Origin of the sequence: Peribacillus sp. NPDC060253 (assembly GCF_042727425.1) — a bacterium.
Classification (GTDB): domain Bacteria; phylum Bacillota; class Bacilli; order Bacillales; family DSM-1321; genus Peribacillus.
Genome location: NZ_JBHXAS010000005.1, coordinates 1 through 24,802 on the forward strand (window position 1 = coordinate 1; position 24,802 = coordinate 24,802).

At 39.1% G+C, this 24,802-nt stretch carries 25 protein-coding genes and 2 pseudogenes; 19 read left to right on the forward strand and 8 right to left on the reverse strand.

Annotated elements, in window-relative coordinates; translation table 11 throughout:
- The 7 genes and pseudogenes from ACFWE9_RS02395 to phnX form a co-directional block, all read left to right on the forward strand.
- Positions 1–188: hypothetical protein (locus ACFWE9_RS02395; RefSeq protein ID WP_377355415.1), on the forward strand; the 188-nt coding region annotated here is incomplete at its 5' end.
- A 146-nt stretch (positions 189–334) separates the two neighbouring features.
- On the forward strand, positions 335–685 hold the full coding sequence (locus ACFWE9_RS02400) for a hypothetical protein (RefSeq protein ID WP_098372038.1): 351 nt from the start codon (positions 335–337) through the stop codon (positions 683–685).
- Positions 686–862: 177 nt separating this feature from the next.
- Positions 863–1,630 (forward strand): isocitrate lyase/PEP mutase family protein, encoded by a 768-nt coding sequence (locus ACFWE9_RS02405; protein ID WP_377355417.1) that lies wholly within the window; start codon positions 863–865, stop codon positions 1,628–1,630.
- Positions 1,631–1,652: 22 nt separating this feature from the next.
- A pseudogene (locus ACFWE9_RS02410) lies at positions 1,653–1,887 on the forward strand (Ada metal-binding domain-containing protein); the annotation flags it as partial.
- A 59-nt stretch (positions 1,888–1,946) separates the two neighbouring features.
- Positions 1,947–2,417 (forward strand): methylated-DNA--[protein]-cysteine S-methyltransferase, encoded by a 471-nt coding sequence (locus tag ACFWE9_RS02415; protein WP_230154447.1) that lies wholly within the window; start codon positions 1,947–1,949, stop codon positions 2,415–2,417.
- A gap of 104 nt (positions 2,418–2,521) precedes the next feature.
- Positions 2,522–2,725, forward strand: a complete 204-nt coding sequence (locus ACFWE9_RS02420) for a hypothetical protein (RefSeq protein ID WP_253074190.1) — start codon at positions 2,522–2,524, stop codon at positions 2,723–2,725.
- A pseudogene (gene phnX / locus ACFWE9_RS02425) lies at positions 2,722–3,534 on the forward strand (phosphonoacetaldehyde hydrolase). The gene ACFWE9_RS02420 and the pseudogene phnX overlap by 4 nt, the downstream one beginning before the upstream one ends.
- Positions 3,535–3,733: 199 nt before the next feature.
- Here phnX and ACFWE9_RS02430 read toward each other — a convergent pair.
- Positions 3,734–5,089, reverse strand: coding sequence for an APC family permease (locus tag ACFWE9_RS02430; protein WP_377355419.1), 1,356 nt, complete (start codon positions 5,087–5,089; stop codon positions 3,734–3,736).
- 350 nt (positions 5,090–5,439) lie between these two features.
- Positions 5,440–6,561, reverse strand: a complete 1,122-nt coding sequence (locus tag ACFWE9_RS02435; RefSeq protein ID WP_230154450.1) for an alanine dehydrogenase — start codon at positions 6,559–6,561, stop codon at positions 5,440–5,442.
- 436 nt (positions 6,562–6,997) lie between these two features.
- Here ACFWE9_RS02435 and ACFWE9_RS02440 point away from each other — a divergent pair, with 436 nt between their 5' ends.
- Together ACFWE9_RS02440 and ACFWE9_RS02445 are read left to right on the forward strand one after the other, a co-directional pair.
- Positions 6,998–8,638 carry a PucR family transcriptional regulator gene (locus ACFWE9_RS02440; RefSeq protein WP_377355421.1) on the forward strand — a complete coding sequence of 547 codons (1,641 nt, stop codon included), beginning with the start codon at positions 6,998–7,000 and terminating at the stop codon, positions 8,636–8,638.
- Between the two features lie 306 nt (positions 8,639–8,944).
- A complete protein-coding gene (locus tag ACFWE9_RS02445; protein WP_377355423.1) occupies positions 8,945–10,009 on the forward strand; it encodes an NAD(P)/FAD-dependent oxidoreductase in 1,065 nt (354 codons plus the stop codon).
- A 60-nt stretch (positions 10,010–10,069) separates the two neighbouring features.
- On the opposite strand, the gene ACFWE9_RS02450 is transcribed toward ACFWE9_RS02445, so the two are convergent.
- From ACFWE9_RS02450 to ACFWE9_RS02465, 4 genes are all read right to left on the reverse strand, one after another.
- Positions 10,070–12,016 (reverse strand): FtsX-like permease family protein, encoded by a 1,947-nt coding sequence (locus ACFWE9_RS02450; RefSeq protein ID WP_230154462.1) that lies wholly within the window; start codon positions 12,014–12,016, stop codon positions 10,070–10,072.
- The gene (locus ACFWE9_RS02455; protein ID WP_377355425.1) at positions 12,006–12,767 is read right to left on the reverse strand and encodes an ABC transporter ATP-binding protein; all 762 of its coding nucleotides are present in this window, start codon (positions 12,765–12,767) and stop codon (positions 12,006–12,008) included. Before ACFWE9_RS02455 ends, ACFWE9_RS02450 begins: the two co-directional genes overlap by 11 nt.
- A 100-nt stretch (positions 12,768–12,867) precedes the next feature.
- Positions 12,868–13,872, reverse strand: coding sequence for a sensor histidine kinase (locus tag ACFWE9_RS02460; protein WP_377355427.1), 1,005 nt, complete (start codon positions 13,870–13,872; stop codon positions 12,868–12,870).
- A complete protein-coding gene (locus tag ACFWE9_RS02465; protein ID WP_230155327.1) occupies positions 13,869–14,558 on the reverse strand; it encodes a response regulator transcription factor in 690 nt (229 codons plus the stop codon). The genes ACFWE9_RS02460 and ACFWE9_RS02465 overlap by 4 nt, the downstream gene beginning before the upstream one ends.
- Positions 14,559–14,744: 186 nt before the next feature.
- Between ACFWE9_RS02465 and ACFWE9_RS02470 the strand changes: the two genes are divergently transcribed.
- Complete coding sequence (locus ACFWE9_RS02470; RefSeq protein ID WP_230154474.1) at positions 14,745–15,083, forward strand: zinc ribbon domain-containing protein YjdM; 339 nt, start codon at positions 14,745–14,747, stop codon at positions 15,081–15,083.
- Positions 15,084–15,150: 67 nt separating this feature from the next.
- Here ACFWE9_RS02470 and guaC read toward each other — a convergent pair whose 3' ends face one another.
- Positions 15,151–16,134 carry a GMP reductase gene (gene guaC / locus ACFWE9_RS02475; RefSeq protein ID WP_230154475.1) on the reverse strand — a complete coding sequence of 328 codons (984 nt, stop codon included), beginning with the start codon at positions 16,132–16,134 and terminating at the stop codon, positions 15,151–15,153.
- 739 nt (positions 16,135–16,873) lie between these two features.
- Here guaC and ACFWE9_RS02480 point away from each other — a divergent pair.
- Together ACFWE9_RS02480 and ACFWE9_RS02485 are read left to right on the forward strand one after the other, a co-directional pair.
- Positions 16,874–17,731 (forward strand): PHP domain-containing protein, encoded by an 858-nt coding sequence (locus tag ACFWE9_RS02480; RefSeq protein WP_377355430.1) that lies wholly within the window; start codon positions 16,874–16,876, stop codon positions 17,729–17,731.
- Between the two features lie 247 nt (positions 17,732–17,978).
- The gene (locus ACFWE9_RS02485) at positions 17,979–18,680 is read left to right on the forward strand and encodes a GntR family transcriptional regulator (RefSeq protein WP_230154477.1); all 702 of its coding nucleotides are present in this window, start codon (positions 17,979–17,981) and stop codon (positions 18,678–18,680) included.
- On the opposite strand, the gene ACFWE9_RS02490 is transcribed toward ACFWE9_RS02485, so the two are convergent.
- Entirely contained in the window at positions 18,647–18,796 is a 150-nt protein-coding gene (locus ACFWE9_RS02490; RefSeq protein WP_230154478.1) for a hypothetical protein, read from the reverse strand. The two genes, ACFWE9_RS02485 and ACFWE9_RS02490, sit on opposite strands and share 34 nt — an antisense overlap.
- A gap of 164 nt (positions 18,797–18,960) precedes the next feature.
- Between ACFWE9_RS02490 and phnG the strand changes: the two genes are divergently transcribed.
- The 7 genes from phnG to ACFWE9_RS02525 are packed head-to-tail and all read left to right on the forward strand — an operon-like array spanning position 18,961 to position 24,767.
- On the forward strand, positions 18,961–19,386 hold the full coding sequence (phnG, locus tag ACFWE9_RS02495; protein WP_230154479.1) for a phosphonate C-P lyase system protein PhnG: 426 nt from the start codon (positions 18,961–18,963) through the stop codon (positions 19,384–19,386).
- A 12-nt stretch (positions 19,387–19,398) separates the two neighbouring features.
- Positions 19,399–20,016: a phosphonate C-P lyase system protein PhnH gene (gene phnH / locus ACFWE9_RS02500; protein WP_230154480.1), complete on the forward strand. Its 618-nt coding sequence runs from the start codon at positions 19,399–19,401 to the stop codon at positions 20,014–20,016.
- Positions 19,998–21,134 (forward strand): carbon-phosphorus lyase complex subunit PhnI, encoded by a 1,137-nt coding sequence (locus ACFWE9_RS02505; RefSeq protein WP_230154482.1) that lies wholly within the window; start codon positions 19,998–20,000, stop codon positions 21,132–21,134. Before phnH ends, ACFWE9_RS02505 begins: the two co-directional genes overlap by 19 nt.
- Positions 21,127–21,981 (forward strand): alpha-D-ribose 1-methylphosphonate 5-phosphate C-P-lyase PhnJ, encoded by an 855-nt coding sequence (locus ACFWE9_RS02510; RefSeq protein ID WP_230154484.1) that lies wholly within the window; start codon positions 21,127–21,129, stop codon positions 21,979–21,981. Before ACFWE9_RS02505 ends, ACFWE9_RS02510 begins: the two co-directional genes overlap by 8 nt.
- Positions 21,982–22,827 (forward strand): ATP-binding cassette domain-containing protein, encoded by an 846-nt coding sequence (locus tag ACFWE9_RS02515; protein ID WP_230154486.1) that lies wholly within the window; start codon positions 21,982–21,984, stop codon positions 22,825–22,827. It abuts the gene before it with no gap.
- A 31-nt stretch (positions 22,828–22,858) separates the two neighbouring features.
- On the forward strand, positions 22,859–24,037 hold the full coding sequence (gene phnM, locus ACFWE9_RS02520; RefSeq protein WP_230154488.1) for a phosphonate metabolism protein PhnM: 1,179 nt from the start codon (positions 22,859–22,861) through the stop codon (positions 24,035–24,037).
- A 22-nt stretch (positions 24,038–24,059) separates the two neighbouring features.
- Positions 24,060–24,767: a phosphonate C-P lyase system protein PhnL gene (locus ACFWE9_RS02525; RefSeq protein ID WP_230154490.1), complete on the forward strand. Its 708-nt coding sequence runs from the start codon at positions 24,060–24,062 to the stop codon at positions 24,765–24,767.
- Positions 24,768–24,802: the final 35 nt, after the last annotated feature.

The following is a 24,802-nucleotide window of genomic DNA, read 5'->3' on the forward strand; positions in this document are numbered from 1 at the left end:
TTATTATATCAAATTTTAACAAATATATTCTCTTAACATGTATAAAAATTAATAAAGATATGACTCCATTTGCTCATACTCACATTTTGCCAATAAACGATGCGAAATATGCATCTAAAAATATGATAAACAGCAAGAACGTTGACTATGGGGAATATGCATGTTATTTTACTAAAGACAGATTTTAAAACGTAATTGTTACGGTTTATATATAGTTGGAGGATTTGCTTGATGGCTTGCTGTAACGATGTCATAATGAGGTATTGAGCAGTTTAACCTATTCATACATAATCTAAAAGGAATTTAAATATATACAAATTCGAGGTAGAGCCATATGAACGAAAGATTAATGGAGTTTTTATTACGCGATGAAGTAACCAGGCTTTCTGGCGTGAAAAAACAAGTGTATGAATTCATCGTGAACGAAGAAGATTATCTTGCTTCAAAGGCGGACACAGTCGATCAATTTATGAGACTGCTTGTAAAGCACTCTCCACCCCGGCTCGCAGCCCGTCATTTCAATATGCCATATGGGGAAATTATTCGTTTCATGAATGAAATAGAAGATGAGCTGAATGAGAGATTAGAGGAAAGATGCAAGAAAGTGAAGTGGATGGACTACACGGAAAAGGACCAGCAGGCATTTGTGGAGTATCATCGAAAGTTATATCTATTCGTAAATTAATAAATTGGATCATGAAAATGCCCTGGTATGAAAGGGCATTTTTTTATTTGTCCGGAACTGTTAAACGGGAATCCAGCACAACCATTGTTTGAATGGACCATAAGAGCAAGAATGAGGACGATTTGGAGCTGGGTTGATTGTTAAAATGAGGACAATTAAATTTTAGGAGCAACTATATTGACTAACATTAAGGAATTCAATGAATTACACTTTTCGAAGGGCCTGTTGATATTGGGGAACGCCTGGGATCTATTATCGGCCTTGATTCTTGAGAAATCAGGATTCAAGGCGATTGGAACGACAAGCTGGGGTATTGCCAACTCCCTGGGTTATTCTGATGGCGAATTGATTGATTTTGAAAGACATTTAGGTATCATACTAATGGCGGATAATGTGAAAATTCCCGTCACTGCAGACATTGAAGCAGGCTATGGTGAAACCGCAGAAAAGATTGTCGATAATGTGTTAAGGACGGCAGATGTCGGTGTAGCCGGGATCAATATTGAGGATTCGCCCAAAAAACAAAAAGGGCTAAGAGATCTATCTCAACACTGCAGCCTACTATTAAAAATAAGAGAAGCGTTGGATTATAATGGGTATGAAGATTTTTACATCAATGCTAGAACAGATACTTATTTTCAAAAAGAAAATCCTTTCCCGGAAACAGTAGAGCGGGCAAAAGCGTATGTGGAGAATGGTGCCAGCGGAATATTCATCCCTGGAATAACGAACTATGATGAAATAAAGGAAATCACTTTGAATATAGGTGCTCCCCTTAATGTATTATCTTTGCCTGGATTAACGAATGGTAAGGAGCTTGAAGAAATAGGCGTGAAACGTTTCAGTTTCGGAAATGCCCTAACCGATAAAATTATTGATTTATTAGAACAAGATACAGCACGAATAGTAGAGCTGAATGACACCTCACATTTATATGGGAACTAAAACTGAAAGGATGCGGAGTATAATGGCTGTTGCTTTAAATCTTTCTTTTGAAGAAATGTGGGAGAAGATCATTGCCTGCGACCCTAAATATGACGGATTATTTTTTACGGCAGTAGAGACAACTAAAATATACTGCCGCCCTTCATGTAGGTCAAGGAAAAGTCGAAAGGGCTGGTTTCCGTTCTTGCAAAAGATGCCAACCGGAAGTTGATGATTCCCCGCAGAAGGGACTTGTCAAAGATGTCATCGCTTTATTGAAAAAAAATCGGGTGAGTGGAAGGCATCTGCTGCCTTATAAGTATGGAGGTCCTTATATATGTTATATAAATTAGATTATGAATCACCGATTGGAATTATCGAGATATCAGGAACGAATGAGGCCATCTGTTCGATAATGTTTGCTGAAAGGGATATAAAGATAAATATTATGCAAGATCAAACGCCCAAGATTTTGGTGGAGTGCTTTAGTCAGCTTGATGAGTATTTCAAAGGTGAACGCAGGGAATTTACATTTCCCTATATACTTGAAGGGACCATCTTCCAGAAAAACGTGTGGAACGCTTTAACAGGAATCATGTACGCTAACACGGGTTCCTATAAAGACATCGCCGTTACAATCGGTAATGAAAAAGCCATTAGGGCAGTAGGGAGCGCTAATGGCAGAAATAAGTTAAGCATCGTGATTCCTTGTCATCGGATAATAGGTTCAAATGGAAAATTAACTGGTTATGCGGGTGGCTTATGGAGAAAGGAATGGCTCCTTCAGCATGAAAGGAATTTTAAGTAGGATACTGGGCGCAACTTTATGGGAATCGCCGGGACCTAAAACAGAGTCAAATCCATGAAAATAACCTGATCTGACCCAATAAAGGATGGGTAAATTGGGCATTCATGCATATATCTCATTTTCCAACCGAAACCTTTGATTTTGGGGAATTCTACAATTATATCAAAGAGAGGGGCTACGTAATCTATCCCGGAAAGCTGACGGACATAGATACATTCCGTATCGGTAATATTGGCGAAATCCATGAAGAAGATATCGAGGAACTTGGCAGGATCGTAGAAAAATATATGAAAGTGGTGACAGTATAAATAAGGTAGAGGGAATCATTTTGGATTGGGCTGGAACGGCTGTGGATTTTGGATGTTTTGCGCCAGTGAATGTTTTTGTGGATATTTTTAAGAATGCTGGACTGGAAGTGACGATGGAGGAAGCCAGAGCTCCGATGGGCATGCTGAAAATCGACCATATTCGTGCGATGCTGACCATGCCAAGGATATCTTCTTTATGGAGAGAGGAATATGGAAGGTCATTCAATGAGGAAGACGTTGAAAAAGTATGCCGAGTTCGAACCGGCACTAATGATGTCATTGGCGGATTATACAGATCCAATTCCAGGGGTTATCGAGACAGTGGAAGCATTAAGAAATCGCGGCCTGAAGATTGGGTCGACAACGGGTTATACGGATACCATGATGGATGTTGTCGTTTCAAATGCGTTGAAAAAAGGGTATCAGCCAGATTTTCATGTAACCCCAGATGCAACCCATTCGATTGGAAGACCCTATCCTTACATGATTTATCGTAATATGGAAGAATTGAAGTTATCGGCATCATGGAAGGTTGTGAAGGTAGGGGATACCATTTCCGATATGCAAGAGGGAGTGAATGCAGGGGTATGGTCCGTCGGAGTCATTGTCGGAAGCTCTGAAATGGGGTGAGTTTGAATGAGTATACGAGTCTATCAGAATTTGATAAAGAAATTGTAATCTCCAAAACTGCAAACTCTTTTATGCAAAATGGGGCTGATTTTACGATTAAAACGATGAATGAACTTCCCGGTATTATCGAAAGAATTAATAGTCTTATTTCAGATGGTAAGAGACCTCGTACAAACTAAACATTAATTATAGTAAAAAAAGTGTAGCATATACTCTATTCTTGATTGAGAAAGAATAGAGTATATGCTGCATCTTTTTTATTTGTCGGCTGTGTAAAAAGGGTTGTAGGGGACTTCATCGACCTAGAGGTTTCCATCATTTCAAGTGACAATTATTGTGTCTAAGATGTTTTTCATCTTTCTTTTAAACTTCGTTACTTTATTTTAAATCTACACCATAATTTTCTTCGATTTTCAATACTGGTGGCTGTTTTTTTAGTCCTTTTGTCAATACAAGTAAATAAATGAAGCCTATTATTAACCAACTTACTCCAAGTACTTTTGAGTGCGCATCAAGATTCACAAGTAGTAAAATATCAAGAGCAGCTCCAATAATGGGAACAAATAAATATAAGAAAGTTCCTTTTACCGAACGTTCTCTATTTCTAATATAATAATGAGCAATTACTGAAATATTAACACAAGTGTACGCAAGAAACGCCCCAAAATTAATAAATGATGCTACAAGATCTAAACTTAAAAATAAAGCAAGCAAAGAGACAAAACTAATGATCAGGATATTATTTACGGGTGTTCTATATTTCGGATGCAGGGTGCCAAAGAACTTTTCAGGAAACTGTCCGTCTCGCCCCATCGTATAGAGGACTCGTGATGCACTTGCCTGGGAAGACATGGCACTACCCAATACAGCTAATGCGTAAAGGGCAAGATATATTGAGTACATCGCCTTTCCACCAACAAGTTTAATAATTTCGTAGGCAGCGGAATCAGGATTATTAAATGTGTTATACTCTGGCCATACAAGATACGAGAAATATGAGACACTTGTAAAGATTAAACCACCACCAAGAGTAATTAAAATAACAGCTCGTGGAATTGTTTTCTTAGGGTTCACTGTCTCTTCCGAAAACGCTGTAACTGATTCAAACCCAAGGAAACAAAAGCATAATAATGCTGCTCCAGCTATTGTATAAGAAAAGGGTTCTTTCGAATTATAGAATGGCTCAAGAGATAAAAGAGTTGCCGTGCTTTCTCCCATAAAAATTTCCTTAATAGAAAAACCTATAAAGATAAGGATAAAAAGAAAAGCAAAAATCGTTATGAATGCGTTTACATTTGTGGCAATCTTCAATCCTTTAATATTAATAAAAGTGACGAGAATCAGCATACCTGCAATCCAGATGTAACTTGGAATTGTAGGAAAGGCAGCTGAGAAAAAAATACCAAATACTAAATAATTCACCATTGGCATAAATAAATAATCCATTAAGATCACCCATCCGACAAGAAATCCAACAGAGGGATTGAGCGATTTTTGCGTATAAACATAGGCAGAACCGGAAGATGGAAACGCAATTGCCATTTTCCCATAACTGTAAGCAGTAAACATCATTACCACTAGAGCAACTATCATTGCCCCTGGAACCGTACCGTGGGAAATATTGGCCGCAATACCATACGTAGTAAAAGCTGTGGTTAACCCCATAAATGAAAAACCAAACAATACAACTGGAATGAGTGTCAGTGTTCTATCCGTTTTCCTTATATTTGACATGTAAAATACTCTCCTCTTTTACCTGATTTAACCTTTTGTGAGAAATAGGAACAATATTATTACTTCCATGGCTTTTTTAATACGGTGGGTTTCTAGAAATCATAAAAAAGTCAGAAAGATGCTAGGGAGCCTGCTTTGAATTATCCATGAATTTGTTGTCTTATTTCCCCATTCCTCGTAAGGAATTTCGTCTGCAGAATAACAAAGATAATTCCTGTAAAAATCTTCTCGCTGGCATCTTTACTGACTCCTGGAATTTCTTTAGTAGCGACTTGTTCAATAACGTGTATACTGATTTCTAATCAATAGAAATGAAACGTAGAATATGAGATAACTCTAAAGACGCTTTATTATTTTGACAATAGTAACTCATTTTTTATATCTGTATAAGGCATGTTATGATTGATCCCAACTTCGTGATGAACAATTTCACCGTTCAAAGTGCTGATACAATTTCTTATTATTACATCATTTTCTACAACCTCTTTCAAACCATTATTCGCAATGTCCATAATATATGGGCCCGTTGTCATCAACATCATGTTTGTCGAGGTTTGTGGACATAGAGCCGGCATATTCGGGACACAGTAATGTAGGACATCTTGTTCGTAGTAAACTGGATCTTCTAAAGTCGTATAACGTGAGGTTTCAATTATACCCGTTCCTGCAATATCAATAATAATAGAATGGGGTTTCATCTTACTGACCATCTCTCGTGTTATGATAGGTTCGGTTACCCCTGGCATCGGATAAATTGTATTAATTAAAACATCACTTTGAATAAGTTCTTCGAACATTATATCTTTATCCCAACACAAAATGTCCACCTGTGGCAACTGATTGTTCAAATAATCGATGCGTTTCATTGATGCTTCCATGATTGTTACATTCAATCCAAGGCCCACAGCAACTTGCGCAGTATTGAGTCCAGCATTGCCACCACCAAGTATGAATACTTTGCTCGACGGTAAACCTGCCAGTTTCCGGAGAAGTATTCCTTTTCCACCATAACCATATTGAGCATATTTGACTGCTTCAAGCATTGCTAATGTTCCTGCAATTTCACTCATTGGTTTAATCGTAGGTCTTGTCCCATCAGGTAAAACGATTAATTCCATTGATATTGAAATAGCTTTTTTATCTAGTAAGGCCTGTGTCATCTCATGATTTACATCTTCCGCCAAATGAAACCATGCCATTATCATTTGATTTTCTTTAAGAAGGCCGTATTCATAGGGTTGAAGTTCCTTCACCTTAACAACAAATTCTGCCTTCTCATAAATTTCGTCAATCGTGTTTACTATTTTTGCTCCAGCCAAAATATATTTCTCGTCACAAAAACCACTAGCTTCACCTGCCATGCTTTGTATTAGTACTTCGTGACCGAAAGCTGTTAATTTTTTTACCCATGATGGATTTAATCCCACTCTAGTCTCTGCGGTTTTTAATTCTTTAGGAACCCCTACTATCATTGTTCATTCTCCTTTTTAATTGCATTTAATTTATTGAACATTCTAAAATCTTACAGGGAAATGATAACCCTTTCATTAGACACGAGGTTAAATGTATATTAGTTTTTTTTTAACCAAGCGCTTTTGGTTATCTTGAACTTTTATGAATACAGCATTGGTGAGTAAGTGATAATTTTTCCATTGTATATCTAATTGTTTTGGTCGTTTTAAGTTTCAATACTCCACCGTTCATGCACACATATAACTGATGAAAAATGGTGTAAATGGATACCAGTATGAAAGATTCTCAGGTTGATTAAGGTATTTCATCAAAGCACGTAAAAGAACATTATTTGGGGTTAAACAGAGATAGGGATCCATATTTTATGGGCTTAGACTTTCTAGTATAGTTATAATAAAATGATACAGCTAACAATTATTAAATGAGGAGGTACACATGCTTACAGTACAAGATGTTCTTAAGCGCTCACTCTTTTCAAAAACGGAGGTAGTTGCGGGGGCAAACGGGTTGCACCGTCAAGTCAAATGGACACATGTCCTTGAAATTCCGTTTTTTGATGATACCATCTTTCAGGGAGGGGAACTGATACTCTCCACCGGATTTGGGTTTGAATGGAGAGACTCCTCTAATACTTCATTTTTGTTAAATCTTATCGAACGCAATGCCTCATGTTTATGTATAGAACTTGGACACTACTTCGAAAAGGTCCCTAATGAAATGATCGAGATGGCAAATGAGTATAACTTTCCGATTATTATTTTCAAAGAATTCATAAATTTCGTTGAAATAGCACAGGATCTACATTCGTTTATCATTAATGTTCATCATGAGAAGTTGGTTACATTAGATTCGATATCAAGAAAGTTCCATTCATTGTCACTCACTACTCATGGGTTATCAAATATTTTAAAGTTGTTGCAACAGAAGACAGAAGCACCAATTATCTATCTTCCTATAGAAGGAACACCTTTTTCGATTCCAGGATTGAAAAATGAATTTATGGAGCAGCTACTTCAAACCATTTATGAAGATAAAGAACACTGGCATGACCGGATTACAAATGATTCGCCCGTTGAATGGAAGGCATTAAACCATACTATTCTTCTCCAACCGATCGGAGCAATGGATCAAATCTGGGCGTACCTTGTTATGGTTTTAGATCGTGAATCGGATGAATTTGATTTCCTAATCCTTGATCGTGCTTCTCTAGCAATCTCACAAGACTTACTGCGCAAACATTATTTGGATGAAAAACGATTACGTTTAGAATCTACATGGCTAAATGATTTACTTTATAGACGCATCAATAATGAAGAACAAGCAAGGGGATTTATTTCGTTAAAATCTAAGCGTGCTTCTATACATTATCGAGTTGCAATCGTTGATATCGAAGATGCTCTTCATCCGTCTTTATTAAGTTTATCGAATGAAGAAAATGAATCTGCTATTTATCATTATTCTTTAAAAATTCGATCTGGGTTCGCAAAATATTCTTTTACACCTTATATCACATCTATAAGAAATCAGATTATTGTATTAGCTATTGATCTCGGAACTGCCGATTCCTCTAAGGCACGCTTCTTGAAAGTGATCAATGCCTTGCTATATGTTAAAGAAGGTGAATCTAGCCAAATCCGTATAGGCATTGGGCGACAATACCAGTTACTTTTGGATGCTCATACTGGGTATCGAGAAGCGCAGTTAGCTTTAAATTATCGTGCGTTTTCAACAAGTGCCTTTTACGAAGACCTTGGCATCTTTCGGTTGATACAATTAATTCAGCATGATCAAGATACCGCCCATTTTATTGAGGACTATCTTTCTCCTTTAATATCCTATGATAAGGAATATGGAACGGAATTGCTTCTGACTTTAGCAAAATACTTTGAGCTTGATCGATCAAAGAAGCTTACTGCTCAAAAATTACATGTTGTAAGACAAACACTCTATCATCGGCTGGAAAAAATAAAAAAGATTCTTGATTTTGATTTTGATATGCCAGAGAACAGATTAAACGTTGAAATGGCTTTGAAAGCATATCAACTCATACAACAAGTGGGAGTTCCTACGAAGTAGTTATCAACAGCCAACCACGGGCGCATAGGTAACAAGATTAAGACCGAGGATAAAAATTATTTAACAATAATATTCATTGACGTCCCATACCCTCATTCCATTTTTAACCTAACATTCATTCTAATACTCCATTTATCATTCATTCTTAATGAATGGTAAGTTTGCGTGATTGGAAATAAAAAACTCTGTTCATTTTTTAAATGAACAGAGTTTTTTAATAAATCCATATTGTAAAAAGTGAGAAAAGAGTGTACGATTAAATGAGAATGATAATCAATCACATTTGATTACCGGGGAGTGGACGTTATGGAACAGCAAGATTTATTTGATGTAACGGTTATTGGGGGAGGGCCAGCAGGCCTTTACTCCACTTTTTATAGCGGACTTAGAGAAATGAAAGTTAAACTGATTGAATACCAGCCACGGCTAGGCGGGAAAATTCATGTCTATCCGGAGAAAATGATTTGGGATGTAGGAGGGCTGACACCCACTACTGGGGAAAAATTAATTGAGCAGCTGGTGGAGCAAGGTTTAACATTCAATCCAACAGTCGTCTTGAATGAAAAAGTGGAATCAATCACACGTAATGAAGAAGGTATCTTCGTTTTACATACCGCCTCAGGGCAAATGCACTTTTCCAAAACGATCATTGTCGCGGTTGGCGGGGGAATTCTGAATCCGCAAAAGTTGGAAATAGACGGGGCTGAAAGGTTTGAGGTTTCCAATTTAAACTATACTGTGAAGTCATTCAATCGTTTCAAGGATAAAACGGTGATCATTTCAGGCGGCGGGAATTCTGCAATAGACTGGGCAAATGAATTGGAGACCATCGCCAAAAAGGTGTATCTGACATACAGGAAAGATAGTTTAGCTGGTCATGAATCACAAGCAAGGCAATTGATGGAAAGCTCTGCTGTTTGTTACTTGAATACGACGATTACAAAACTGATCGCATGTGATGATCATGCATCAATCGAGCATGTTGAACTGACGAATCATGAAACGGGAGAGGTTTCTTACCTGCCGATCGAAGAAGTCATCATCAATCATGGATACGAACGCGATACATCTCTGCTACAAAATAGTAAAGTGGATATTGCCATAGTGGATAATTATTATATTGAAGGTACTGCTGCCAGTGAATCCTCGATGGAGGGGATATACGCTGCCGGTGATATCTTAAAGCATGAAGGTAAATTGAACCTGATAGCAGGTACTTTTCAAGATGCAGCAAACGCCGTAAACAAGGCGAAGCAATATATCCAGCCTGACGCTCACGGAGTGGGAATGGTCTCTTCCCATAATGAAATCTTTAAAAAGCGCAATAGGGAATTGATCAGGCAAATGATGAAACCAGCTACAGTCCAATAATACTCATGGAAAAAAAGCTCCAGTGCCACATGTGCCCTGGAGCTTTTTTTATCTTCATTATTATAGCGATTCCTTAATGACTTTTTTGTAATGAAAAACGGATAGAATCCCGAAGATCGAGTACAATGCCGTGTATAGTGCCATAACGATGATCATCGGTGTCCAAACCTCGGTCCCGAATAAGAACCATCCTGATTGAACTGCAAAATAACTATGAAATAACCCGACGACTAAAGGAATACCGAAATTGAAAACTTGCTTTGCTTGGATTCCTTTTAGTAAGTTACCTTGTGTGAATCCCAGTTTTCTTAAAATGGTATAATTAGATTTTTCATTTTCACTTTCATCCATTTGTTTGAAATACAGGATACAACCGGATGTGACGAGGAAGGTTAATCCCAAAAAGCCGACGATGAACATGATAAGACCCATATTCTTCTTCTGGTTGTTGGACATTTCAAATTGAGAATCATTCACATGTTCTTCTTTAAAACTCATTTTATTGAAGAAATCATTCGCTTTTTCAACTTCAGCTTCATCCTTCACATCAATGCCGATATTAACGGATGATACTTTTTGGATTTTGGGGTCGACATCCTTTTTCAAACGGTCGAATATCGTTTGGTCTACAATGGCAACGGGCAATCCGCCATTCGTGAAGTAATAAGACACGAATGTATCATCTTTCAATCCCATATATGTCTGCGGAATCACTTCATGTTTGCCTTTCAGCTCAATCTTTCCGGAATCCTTCAAGGACATGACTTTCTCCATCATATTACTGTATCCGCTGAAAAGGGTCTCATCTTCAGCGAGGTTGATTCCTTTAACGGATTCATCACTGATGACGGGAACGGTCATGATGTCCGGATCAAAGTTCACTCCTTCCAGGCTGGTTTCCATTATTTCCTTTACATTGACATCCACTTGAATGACATCTATCACCTTTTCGTCATAATCAATTTTACTGTCGGATAAAGCTTCTTTGAATTTATCCGCATCTCCCTTATCCGTCATCGAAAAATCGGTAGGGATACTGCTTTGTGCCATTTTCTCCGCTGAGTAGTAGGAGATATAGCTTAATGATAATAACCCGATCGCCAAAGCGGAAACGGTCGTGATGATCGTCAATAATACCGCATTCGATTTCATCCGGAACATGATGGATGAAAGGGACAATACTTCATTGATATTCAAATAGCCATTTTTCTTTTTACGGATGATATTAAAGATGAAGCTTACGGATCCTTTATAGAATAGGTAGGTACCGATGATGACGGTTGCCAAAATGAATATCATGGCCATAAAAAGCTCGGTCATCTGTGTAAAAGCTCCATCGAATAATTTGGATGAAACGACATAACCGGCAATGATTAGGATGATCCCGAATATCCCAAGAATCATTTCGAACATCGAAACCTTTTTCACTTTTCCTTCCGTCATTGAAGTCACTCTAAATAATGATAGAATGGTTTGCCTTTTAATGAAGGCATAATTCATCAACATGATGAAAAGATAGATGGCGCTAAAAACGAGCACGGTTTGAACAAGCGGCTGAAAAGAAAACTGGAGGGTAGCGATCGCTTGAACCCCGGTAATTTTAAATAAAATCATGATGATCAATTTGGAAGCGGCAAACCCAACGAAGATTCCTAGAAATACAGAACAGAAGTACAGGATTAAGTTTTCCACACTCAGGATACGGAAAATTCTGTTCTTGGTCATGCCTATCAATTGGAATAATCCGATTTCTTTACTGCGTCGTTTAATGAAAATGCTATTGGCGTATAAAAGGAATATGGAAACAATCGCAACAAGCAGGATCGATGCAGCCTTGATGGAGGCGGCCCCTTTGATCGTACCTTCCGCTTTATCCATCGCTGGGTCATATTGCAAGGTGACAAAAGCAAAATAAAGGGAAGCGCTGAAGACTAGGGCAAACACATACAGATAATAGTTCTTCAGATTTTTTTTCAAATTTCGAAAGATGAGTTGATTAATGCTCATTTTGCACCCCGCCCAATACACCTTGTGTTCTCATGATGTCCTTGAAGAAGGTTTGTCTGGTTTCTTCGCCTTTATTCAATTGTGTATATATTTGCCCATCTTTAATAAAAATGACTCTGCTGCAATAACTGGCGGCTACTGGATCATGGGTTACCATGATGATGGTCGCTTTGCGCTTTTGATTCATTTCGCTCAGTTTGTTCAATAAATCGGAAGCGGATTTAGAGTCAAGCGCCCCAGTCGGTTCATCCGCAAAAATGATGCTTGGCTCATGGATGAAAGCCCGTGCTGCAGATGTACGCTGTTTTTGACCTCCGGAAATTTCATTTGGATATTTATCCTTCACTTCATATATACCCAGTTCTTTCGCTACAGCATCAAACTTTTGTGCCACATCGTTCTTTGGTGTTTTTGTAATGGATAAGGGCAGAAGGATATTTTCTTTGACAGTCAGTGTGTCCAATAAGTTATATTCTTGGAAAATGAAGCCCAGATGGTTCTTTCGGAATTCGGCCAGCTTCTTTTCTTTCATGTCGGAAATTTCTTTACCATCAATGGTAATCGTGCCGTTGCTGATTTTATCGATCGAGGAAAGGACATTCAGCAAAGTCGTTTTTCCTGAACCGGAAGCACCCATGATACTTACGAATTCACCCTCTTGTATGCTTATATCGAGACCCTTTAATACTTCTTGTTTATTGAACTTATTACCATAGCTTTTATGGATTTTTTTCGCTTCTAATATATTCATAACGATACACTCCTTTTTTTCTATATCCTCATTATAAAAGGCGATGTATTTCTTTTCCTTCGTTTGGCCGAACAAAGAATAAAAGCATGTGACACTTTTGTCACATGCTTGTGATATTCACGAATTCATTTCTTTTTGGGAAGGTCAAGGTCATGATCGTTCCCACTCCAAGCTCTGATTTTACGTCAATGGTGATCAATAGGGACGCTGCCGCGTTCTTGGTTAAATATAAACCCATGCCAGTTGCGGCATTGTCACGATGATTTGTCGTGGATGTAAATCCTTTATCAAAAATGCGGGGTAAGTCTTTTGGGTCGATGCCTCGTCCGGAATCCTTCACTTCAAGAATCGTTTGTTCGTCTTGGATATAGCTATTTATCGTAATATCGGCATTTTCGCTGTATTTAATGGAGTTGGTTAAGATCTGCCTCATGATGAAAGCCAGCCATTTGGCATCACTGAGCACTTCGGTTACATCCAATTGTATGTCGAAGCCAATTCCTTTTTGAATGCACCATGATTGCAGCGTTTTGATTTCATCAAAGATTATGATTTCCAAATCCGCATTCTCGATATACAAATCATTTTCGATGAAAGGCATGCGCCGTTGATGGAGCTGTTGATCAAGGAGAAGATGAATGCGCAGCCACTCATACGTCAAATGGGATTTCAGCAAGTCATCATCCAAGCGGTCAATCATTAAATGCATCGCTGTCAATGGTGTCTTCACTTCATGAATCCAAGATAATAATTCATCCTTCTCCTGCTCTAAAGTCATTCGACCAATTGAAGCGGATTGCTTCAATAATTCGGTTTGGTTAATGATGCTGTTTTCTATGATTTTTTCGAAAGGGCTTTCTGGTCCGGCTATATTCGTTATATCCAGATTGCCTTCCCGCGCTTCTAAACTTTTATAGAAAAACGTTTCTTTTTTATAGCGGAAAATCAAAAAGATACTGAACAGTATCAACGATAAAAAGACAATATATAGGATTGGTTTTAACGGAATGGCTGAATCAAGAAAAGCGACAAAGATAATGAATAAATGAAGAAAGATGTAGAATGTGATCCAGCTGATCCTTTCCGCGAAATATTTTCCAATCATGCATTTGCCTCTTCTACTGCGATATAACCCTGGCCAACTTTCGTTTCGATAAAATGCCCCAAACCCAGTTCATCCAATCTTTTTCGTAAACGGTTCACGTTTACGGTAAGGGTGTTATCGCTTATGAAACGCTTGTCATCCCATAAGCTGTTGATCAATTCTTCCCGGCTAACGATTTTGTTTTTTTGTTCAATGAGCTTTTTCAAGATGAAAATTTCATTTTTTGTCAATTCGATAGAGCCCGTTTCAGCGGACACAGTATTCTTCTCATAATCCACTGTAGCACCGCACCAAGTCTTCAATTCAATCTTTTCAGTATTGTAATTATAGACACGGCGAAGCGTGGCCTGTATTTTTGCAATGAGTACGTCGAAATGAAACGGCTTCTGGATAAAATCATCAGCGCCAAGCTGCATGGACATCACCATGTCGGTAGGATGATCACGTGATGATAAAAAGATGATGGGAACATTGGAGTGGGACCGGATCATCCTGCACCAATGAAACCCATCGAACTTCGGCAGCTGTATATCAATGATGACCAAATCAGGTTTAATATCCGTGAATTCCTGAACCACTTTACTAAAATCACTAATCCCGTAAATATCATAAGACCATTGTGCCAATCTATCTTTAATCTCATTGAATAACGTCGTATCATCTTCTATCAATAAGAGTTTAAACAAAGGTTTCACCACACTTTTTTCTGCTTTTCCTTAGAATTATATAGTAAAACCTTTTAAGGTACTAGAGGAGGGAGGAAATGGGAGCTGAATTTCTTCTGCTAGAGGAACAACCAGAAGGCTATTACGGGTTGTATGTAAACCACTATTATATTAGAATTGACAATAACGAATGGAGGAAGTGAATGTATGTCCGATTTTCCCAATTGTCCTGCATGTAATTCAGAATATACATATGAAGATGGTAGTCTTTTTGTTTGCCCGGAGTGCGCTCATGAGTGGACGACAGAAGTAATAACTGATAATAGTGAACAAAAGACTATTAAAGATGCAAATGGAAATGCCTTGAACGATGGTGATACCGTTACAATCATCAAAGATCTTAAAGTGAAGGGAAGCTCTTCCGTCTTAAAAATGGGTACAAAAGTCAAAAGTATCCGCTTAGTCGATGGGGATCACGATATTGATTGCAAAATTGATGGTTTTGGTGCTATGAAATTAAAATCCCAATTTGTTAAAAAGGTATAAGTGAACTTAGCCAATAAATAAAAGAACGGCCTAATAGGCCGTTCTTTTTTACGAGAATGGATACTCATTAATAAACTTTGTCACCGTTAAAGATTGAATTCTTAACGACCACATAATCCACATTCCTGATTGCTTCTAACTTGTTTCCTCCGGAGTATGAAATGGAAGACTGAAGATCTTGTTCCATTTCCTTCAACGTATCTTCCAAAGATCCTTTGTGTTCGACAAACATCTTTTTGCCTTCAACGTTTTTCTTTTCACCTTTTTGGAATTCAGAAGCAGAACCAAAGTATTCTTTAAAGGCCTTTCCATCTTTCTCGATCGTTTGACCTGGAGATTCTTCATGTCCAGCAAATAATGAACCGATCATGACCATGGAAGCACCGAATCGAACTGATTTAGCGATATCACCGTTCGTGCGAATGCCGCCGTCAGCTATGATTGGCTTGCTTGCCGCTTTTGCACACCAGCGAAGTGCAGCCAATTGCCAGCCACCCGTTCCAAATCCAGTCTTGATTTTAGTGATGCATACTTTCCCTGGTCCAATCCCTACCTTTGTAGCATCGGCACCGGCATGTTCCAATTCCCGTACCGCTTCCGGAGTTCCCACATTTCCTGCAATGACAAAACTTTCAGGTAAATGTTTTTTAATATGTTGTATCATCTTTATCACGGCATTGGAATGGCCGTGTGCAATATCTATCGTAATATATTCAGGGACAATGTTGTCATTTGATAATTGTTCAATGAATCCGTATTCTTCTTCTTTAACGCCGACACTGATGGATGCGATTAATTCTCGTGAATGCATATCTTTAATGAAGGTCAGTCGTTTTTCTGGCTCAAAGCGATGCATTACATAAAAGTAACCGTTTTCAGCCAAGTAGATGGCAATCTTTTCATCAATGATTGTTTGCATATTGGCAGGTACTACAGGTAACTTGAATGTATGTTTACCTAAAGTAACGGAAGTATCACACTCTGAACGGCTATTTACTACACATTTTGCAGGAATTAATTGAATATCTTCATAATCAAACACGTTTTCCATGTTATGCACCTCTATATACGAATATTTTTGTCTTTTTATATAAAAATTGTTCGCCCACTAGGTAATGTACATCATTTTTGACAGTAAGTCAAAAATTTTAATGGTTTTATTTTGTTTTTATTTCAGATAGATCGAAAATCCATTACAGGGAAGGAAACTGAAGAATACTCATGTATTTCAGTTTGTCGACTCCAGGCACTCGCTTTCCACGGGCGGTCCGGAAGCCTCCTCGGCGCTCTTTGCGCCTGCGGGGTCTCCCTTGGACGCGTATTCCCGCAGGAGTCTCGTACCTTCCGTTTTCCAATCACTTTGTTTTAAAATTTAGCAATTACCCCTTTTGTCTACTTTTTTGATGGTTGTAAAATTCAAATGGTTGGATTTCCACTTCAGGAACTCGCTTTCTGCGGGCGGTCCAGTAGCCCTCTCGGCGGTATTTGCGCCTGTGGGGTCTCCCTGGGACGTGCTGTTCCCGGAGGAGTCTTGCACACCCGTTCCAATCAACTTTTGTTTTAAATCTTAGATAAAAACCATTTTGTTGATAAAAAGGGGAGGCGGAAAGGGAGTGGATTTCTTAAATCAACTCGAACGTTTTTATTTGTCTGCAGCCAGAAATACTTATATATTTTCACCAATCTGTTCGACTTTTACACTTTTACGTTTTTTTACATTTTCTTAACGTTGACCGACTTGGCACTAGGTTAGAATGATAATAGGTGACGAATAAGAATGGGGGATTGGCATGAAGGTTGAATTACATTGTCATACGAACATTTCGGATGGGTCCAGTTCTTTTGTAGAACTATTGGAGATTGCGAAAAGGGAGAACATTGGTCATTTAGCGATTACGAATCACGATACAACGATGGGATTGCAGGAGATGGTGGAAATGGGAAAAGATCAAGGAATTGAAATCATCCCTGGTATAGAGGTTTCTGGTTATGATTTTGCAAGAGGCCGGCGTGTACATATTTTGGGCTATTTTGTTGAGCATGGACATAAGGCGCTTGAGGAGCTATGTAATCCATTGATTGAAAAGAGGAATGCAGCTTCAGAAAAAATGGTGGAGCGGCTAATCAATGCAGGATATCAAATAACTTGGAATCAGGTTTCTAAGTTTAGGGGGGGAACTGGTGTTTATAAGCAACATATCATGCTAGCGCTGCAGGAAGCGGGGTATACGAATTCTATCTATGGCGCTTTGTATAAGAAAATTTTCAGTCGCGGCCAAAATGGAGAAGAGCCAGGCATTGCTTTTATTCCAATGGAGTATGTAGATGCTATTCTAGCTGTGAAGGCGATTCGTGCTGCCGGAGGCGTTCCGGTCCTTGCTCATCCTGGACAATACGAGAGCTTTGAAATGATTCCTGATCTTGTAGAAGCAGGACTTGAAGGGATTGAAGTTCTTCACCCACATCATGGTCATGCAGAAGAGGAAAGGGCGATTCAATATGCAGATCAATATAATCTCATTAAGACAGGAGGTTCAGATTTTCATGGGGAGTATGGGGATAAACCGAATCTGCTTGGCAGTATGAGCCCTGGAACGGAATGTGTGGATGCTTTGGAATTAAGGAAAAAAAGCATGGCCATTAAATGATGTTCATGAAAAAAGGAATTTTGCTATGAGAGTGGCCTGCTCATATGCTGGATGAGCAATTTGAAAGACTGAACAAGGCAGGATGGTGTAGAAAAGATTCATAAAATAAGTATTCTTTTGTTCTGGTAATTGACCAGGACTTTTTTTTTACAAGAAAATCATGGTAGCTTCATATTTTCTCATTACACTGACTTTAGCAAGGAAAAATAGTATTAGGCAGATCGGATCGTTTAAAGGGGGATTTCTGTTGGCGGAAAAAAACTTTCTAGTGGATCATTTGATATCTGAAATTAAGAGCGGGACCTATCAATTGGATAAAAAGTTACCTTCAGAGCATATACTCGCTGATCAATTTAATGTTCCCAGAATGGTTGTCAGGAAGGCATATGAACAGCTTCAAGATTTAGGCTTTATCTATTCGAAGCAAGGTAAGGGAAGTTATGTCCAGGAAAGTAAGAAGCAAATTCCGTTAATTCTATCTGGAGATGTTAGTTTCACCGAGAAAATGAAAGAATTCCAGTTTTCCTTTCAAACGAGTACTATTTATTGCGAAGAAATTTCTTATGATCAGAAGATTTTTCAAAGCCTCGGCGTGGGAAGTGATGACAAGGTCTTTAAAATTGGCAGGCTTAGGTTAATGGACGATTTCCCGATTGCTCTTCATACATCTTTTGTAGCAAAAACAGCATTTCCTGAAATAGAAAATGACGGTCCTGACATTACCTCTATGTTTCAATATTATAGGCAGCGCGGTTATGTAGAATTCGGATCCAGCAGCAGCACACTGAAAGTGATTTTTCCTACTCTTTTCGAACGGGATATTTTGCAGTGTTCTAGTTTAATTCCACTTTTACAAGTGGAATCATTATGCCGGGATAAGAGGAGCAATCAAGTCCTTGAGCACACGGTCATAATCTATAGAAGCGATTGTTTCACATATGTTATATAAAAACTTCCATTCCAGATATCGTTCGAATTTACGAGTAAATGCTCCGAATTCACGAGTAAAAGTACGAAACTCACGAGTAAATGCTCCGAACTCACGAGTAAAAGTACAAAACTCACGAGTAACCCTCGAATTCATGAGTAAAAGCACGAAATCTTGAGTAGTGTAGACCCGACTTTAACAAATTTCATACAAAGATTTACTCTTTCTTAACGTACGTTCACTTGGCAACAAGATACATTGAAGATGTAGCGGGAAACTAAAACATTTGGAGGCCAATGGAATGAGAAGAAGGGAAAGAACCGAGATTTTGATTCAAGGCTCTGAGGCCATTGCGAAGGAATTTGCCAAGGAAATAGAAATGATATATAAAGTTACCGTCATTCAAAAGCCAGAGAGTGCTCTTGTGTTGCTAAAGACAAGGGAAACGGCAAAAAAGAGCTTGTTTTATCTTGGGGAAATGCTGGTGACTGAATGCACGGTCCAAATCCAGGATTCAATCGGGATTGGTATCGTGAAGGGACATCGGGAAGAGCTGGCACATAGTTTAGCTATCATTGATGCCGCTTATCAGGCAGATCTTGGCGAAACAAGATTATGGTCACTTGTTTTAGAAAATGAGAAGAAGAATATACAGAAAAACCTTCAAGAGCTGAATCGATCAATTCTTAGAACCAAGGTTAACTTTGAGACAATGGATGTTCAATAAGGGGGGAAAGCAATGAATCTGGATGTAGTTCATGATATACAAACTGTTTATAGAAAGCTTGTAACGGCGACTTCAAGACCTGGAACTTTAGTGGTTTTGGAGAGGGAAGCCAAGACTTTGGGGGTTCAAATAGAATGCTTATCTTCTACTATCCTGCTTGCACGCACGGTACTTGACCCTGAAGTGACTTTCAAGGTCATTGCAAAGGAGGAGGAGGCAGTGTCAAGAATGATTAATCAGCTTACATATTCAAAGCCTGTCGAATTGCCAGAAGCAGATTTCATCTTTATTTTACATGATGCTTCCGAAGAGCAACTGAAGGAAGCTTTAAATCATGCAAAGGTAGGTAATCTGTTGAACCCTCATGAATCGGCAATGATTATTTTAGAAGTACCGGATGTAACAAAAGGGGACTCAATGATCCTTTCAGGACCAGGAATTCAACAGGAATCAATTATAACACTCCCGAATGCTACCTCTTGGCTGGGTGCAAGGAACGAAAAAAACAGAGAATTCCCGTTAGGAATCGATATGTATTTTGTGGATCAACAAGATCGTTTAATAGCTTTACCGAGAACGACGCAAATCAAAGGAAATGGGGGTGAGATTATATGGGATATGTTGCAGTAAAGGGCGGAACAAAGGCGATTGAGGAATCCATTAAACGCTTAAAGTATGAACGGGTCAAAAAAGGGACGGCTATAGAGCTTCATAAGATAGAAGCTGGGATGAGAGGGTTGATTGATCAGGTAATGTCAGAAAGCAGTTTGTATGATCAAACACTGGCTGCACTTGCTATTAAACAGGCTGAAGGCAATCCGGAAGAAGCTGTTTTCCTTTTAAGGGCCTATCGATCTACTTTGCCGCGAAAACATGTTTCACGAGTGATCAGTTCTGAAAATATGAAAGTGGAACGGCGGATATCAGCTAGTTTTAAGGATGTACCTGGCGGCCAGATTTTAGGTGCTACGACCGATTATACACATCGGTTACTAGATTCGGAGTTAGAGCAAGAATCGGATATAAGCATTCAAGATTGGTTACGAGCTTTTCAGGATGAGAATCATTCAATCGAAAATCAGGACCATATGGGTGATTTAAACCATTTGCCTAAAGTTTTGGACTACTTAAGAAGTGAAGGCTTATTAGCAGGCTGTGAAAACAATGATTTGCAGCCTGGGGATGTTACAAGGAAAAGTCTAGAGTTTCCTTCAATGCGGAGTGAACGCCTGCAAATTTTAACAAGAGGCCAAACCGGTGCAGTGACATCACTTGCTTATGCAGTCATTCGAGGATATGGTGCACTGCACCCGACAGTAGGGGAGCTACGCGTAGGGCAGCTGCCTGTCCATCTCGATCACCCGCTGCTGGACGAAGGGCAAGAGGAAGATAGCTATTATATTGGAGACTTCACAGCAACGGAGGTAGAGATGCTCATTCCGCTTACGGTAGAGAAAGACCAAGGCAAAAAAGAAATAGAGTTTGAAGTTGGTTATGGCATGTGCATGGGACAAAATGAAACAAAAGCAATTGCAATGGGCATCTTGGATAATTGCCTGGAAAAACCAAACAAGGAGTTTCCAAGTCACAACGAGGAATTCGTTCTTTATCATATAGATTCAGTGGAATCAACGGGCTTTATCTCCCATTTGAAGATGCCTCATTATGTTACGTTCCAATCCAAGCTTGATAGCATTCGGAAGTCGAAAGATAAGACTACAGAGCAGGAGGTTGGATTGCATGAATAAAACCTATAATTTCGCATTCTTTGATGAAGGGTCGAAACGGGAAATTAGAAGAGCAACACTGAAGGCGATTGCCATTCCCGGTTATCAAGTCCCATTCGCTTCAAGGGAAATGCCGATTGGGCGTGGTTGGGGAACGGGCGGACTGCAGTTGACATTGTCATTGATCGGAAAGGATGACGTCCTTAAGGTGATCGACCAAGGCTCGGATGAATCCGTTAATGCCGTTAACATAAAAAAACTCGTATCTGACACCACTGGGGTAAGGACAACGGAAAGCACAGCAGATGCCTCTTTAATCCAGTCTAGACATAGGGTGCCGGAAGTGCCGCTACAACGAGACCAAATTTTAATTCTTCAAGTTCCGTTACCAGAACCTTTAAGGAATTTTGAACCGAGCGAACAAGAAACGAAAAAGCTGCATGCTGAGAGAGAGTATAGCGGAGCATGGCTGATGTTATTTGAACAAATTATGAAGTACGGAATAATGGCGACGGATGCAGACCATCCGGTAATGGTGCACGACAGGTATGTCATGGCACCAAGTCCAATACCAAGATTCGATAATGCCAAGCTAGACGATAGTGAAGCGCTCATTTTGTTAGGTGCAGGTAGGGAGAAAAAGGTATATGCATTACCTCCATATACAAATGTATCATCTTTAGCATTTGATGATTATGCATTTGAAATTGAGTCCTTTACAAATCATGCTTGCATTCTCTGTGGTTCCAATGATTTGTTTTTGGATGAACTTGTTGATGGGGAATCAGGGGAAACGTATTTCCAATGCAATGATACAAGCAATTGTCTTGAAATGGTCAATCAAAAACAAATATCGGGAGTGAAATAAATGTCTGTGCTTGAGGTACCTGTATTATCAGTTAAACAGCTGAACAAACAGTATGGAAACGGATGTTCAACATGCAATTATATGAAATTAGGAAAAGTGACGAAAAACTATTGTCACGAATGCGGGACGGTATATGCCTGTAGAGGTGTTACGTTCGATTTGCATCACGGAGAAGTTCTCGGAATTGTAGGGGAAAGCGGCAGTGGCAAATCCACTTTAATGAAAAGTTTGTATTTTGATGAAGAAGTAACCGACGGAGACATGTATGTGGCTGGCTTTGAGGATGGAAAAAAGAATTTATTCATGGAGTCTGCCCAGAAAAAAAGATTCGTTCGAAACCATCTAATGGGGAAGGTTTATCAAAACCCTATTCTAGGATTGAAAATGAATTTCTCCTCGATAGGCAATATTGCTGAGAAGTTAATTTCAGCTGGGAACAGACATGTTGGTAGCATGGAAACAAGAGGGGCCGAGCTTCTTGAAGCAGTCAATATTCCCATTCATCGAATGAAAGAAGAACCAAGGAATTTCTCAGGCGGAATGCAGCAACGGGTCCAGATAGCAAAAGCATTGTCCAACAATCCACCGATACTGCTTTTGGATGAGGTCACCACAGGTTTGGATTTATCAGTTCAAGCAAGTGTATTGGACTTAATTAAAGGCCTCCAAAGAGATTTGAATATTAGCATTGTATTGGTATCCCATGATTTGGGCGTAATCCGAATGCTTGCAGACCGTACGCTCGTTATGCTGGAGGGTAAAGTAATCGAGCAGGGTTTGACAGATCAAATTCTCGAAGATCCGCAGCATTCTTATACCCAGCAATTAGTACACTCACTGCTGTAAAAGAAACTAAAGGAAAATGGGGGAAAAGACAATGTTGCTGATTAAAAATGGAAAAATAATAACGGAAGACTCGATATTGATGGACCATGATCTCTTAATTAAGGATGATAGAATTAGCCGGATTGCACCTGTGGGAGAAATCGAAACGAGTCCTGAGATGGAGGTGCTGGACGCTTTGGGGGGATATGTTACACCTGGTTTTATTGATCTCCATTCGGATTATATTGAACATATGACTGCGCCGCGCCCCACTTCTTTAATGAATTTTCATTTGAGCTTAAGGGAAACGGAAAAGGAACTGATTACGCATGGGATTACGACCATGTTTCACTCTCTATCTCTCTATAAATCTACTGAATACGCATATAAGCCAATTCGGGAGCCTGAGAATGTAAGAAAGCTTATTGACTTAATTGATCAAACACATAAGATGAAGCACCTGGTCCGTCATCGGTTTCATGCCCGTTATGAAATCGATAATTTGGAGGATATTGATAGTTTAAAAGAATATGTTTCGGAAAAGAAGGTGCATCTGGTCTCATTCATGGACCACACTCCAGGACAAGGGCAGTATCGGCATCTAGAGATTTATCGAAACACTTTAAGAGGATATAACGATTATAGTGATGAAGCCATTGATGTGATGATCCGGACTCATCAAGTGAAAGAAAAGCTGACGATTGAAAGAATGAAGGAAATTGCACTGCTAGCAAGAGAAAACAATATTGCCGTTGCCTCACATGATGATGATTCAATAGAGAAGCTTGAATTGGTTCACAGCTTTGGAACGAGTATAAGTGAATTTCCAATCACACTTGAGATTGCCCGTAAGGCCCATGATATGGGGATGTATACCATAGCCGGTGCACCCAATGTGCTTTTGGGAGGTTCTCACAGCGGGAACTTAAGTGCTTCTGAAGCTATTCAAGATGGAAGTATAGACATATTATGCAGTGATTATTACCCTGCAGCCCTGCTCCATTCAATGTTTGAATTAGTTGAAAACCATGGGATGGACCTTGTCGATATGTTTAAGCTAGTTACGATTAATCCCGCAAAGGCAGTCAAGATGGAAGACGAAATTGGATCGATTCACGAAGGGAAAAAGGCTGACATACTTATTATTGAAAAAATTTCTGGTGATTTCCCTGTCATAACAACTGTGATCGTAGATGGGAAATTGATTCAAAAAACGAATTACAGGATTTAAATTTTAGAAAGCGGGTGGCAAAGTGGAGAACATATTGGAGATCAAAGATTTATCCAAGTCTTTTATTTTACATAATCAACGCAAGCATATCCATGCGGTTAGCAACATTACGATCACAGTGAAAAAAGGGGAATTTATCGGCATTACAGGCAAGAGCGGCAGCGGAAAATCAACGATCTTAAAATCGATTTATGGTACCTATCAGGTTCAAGAAGGAGACATCTGGTATGAATCTTCCCACTATGGTGCGATTAATCTAGCAAAAGCTACTGAAAGGGAAATGATTTACCTGCGTAAGCATGAGATAGGCTATGTGTCCCAATTTTTAAATGTCATGCCAAGGACTACAGCAAGGGAGCTCGTTACCGGGGCCATCCTTGAAATGGGACAAACCAGGGAAATGGCCAATATTGAAACAGAAAAAATCCTCGACCACTTTGAAATAGGAACAGAGCTATGGGACAGTTACCCTGCTACCTTTTCAGGAGGAGAGAAGCTAAGGTTAAATATAGCAAGAGCAATGGTGAAAAGGCCGAGGCTCCTCCTGTTGGATGAACCGACAGCAAGTTTGGATCACGATTCTAAAGTGAAGGTAAAAACCCTGCTGGAACAGCTAATGAACGAAGGAACGACCATGCTGGGCATTTTTCATGACTTGGAGTTCATGAATCGGTTAGTAAATAAAGAATACAGCATACAGAATGGATGCTTTACTCAAGCTGTTCAATAAATTTAACGATTGATTCACATAAATTTTACTGAATA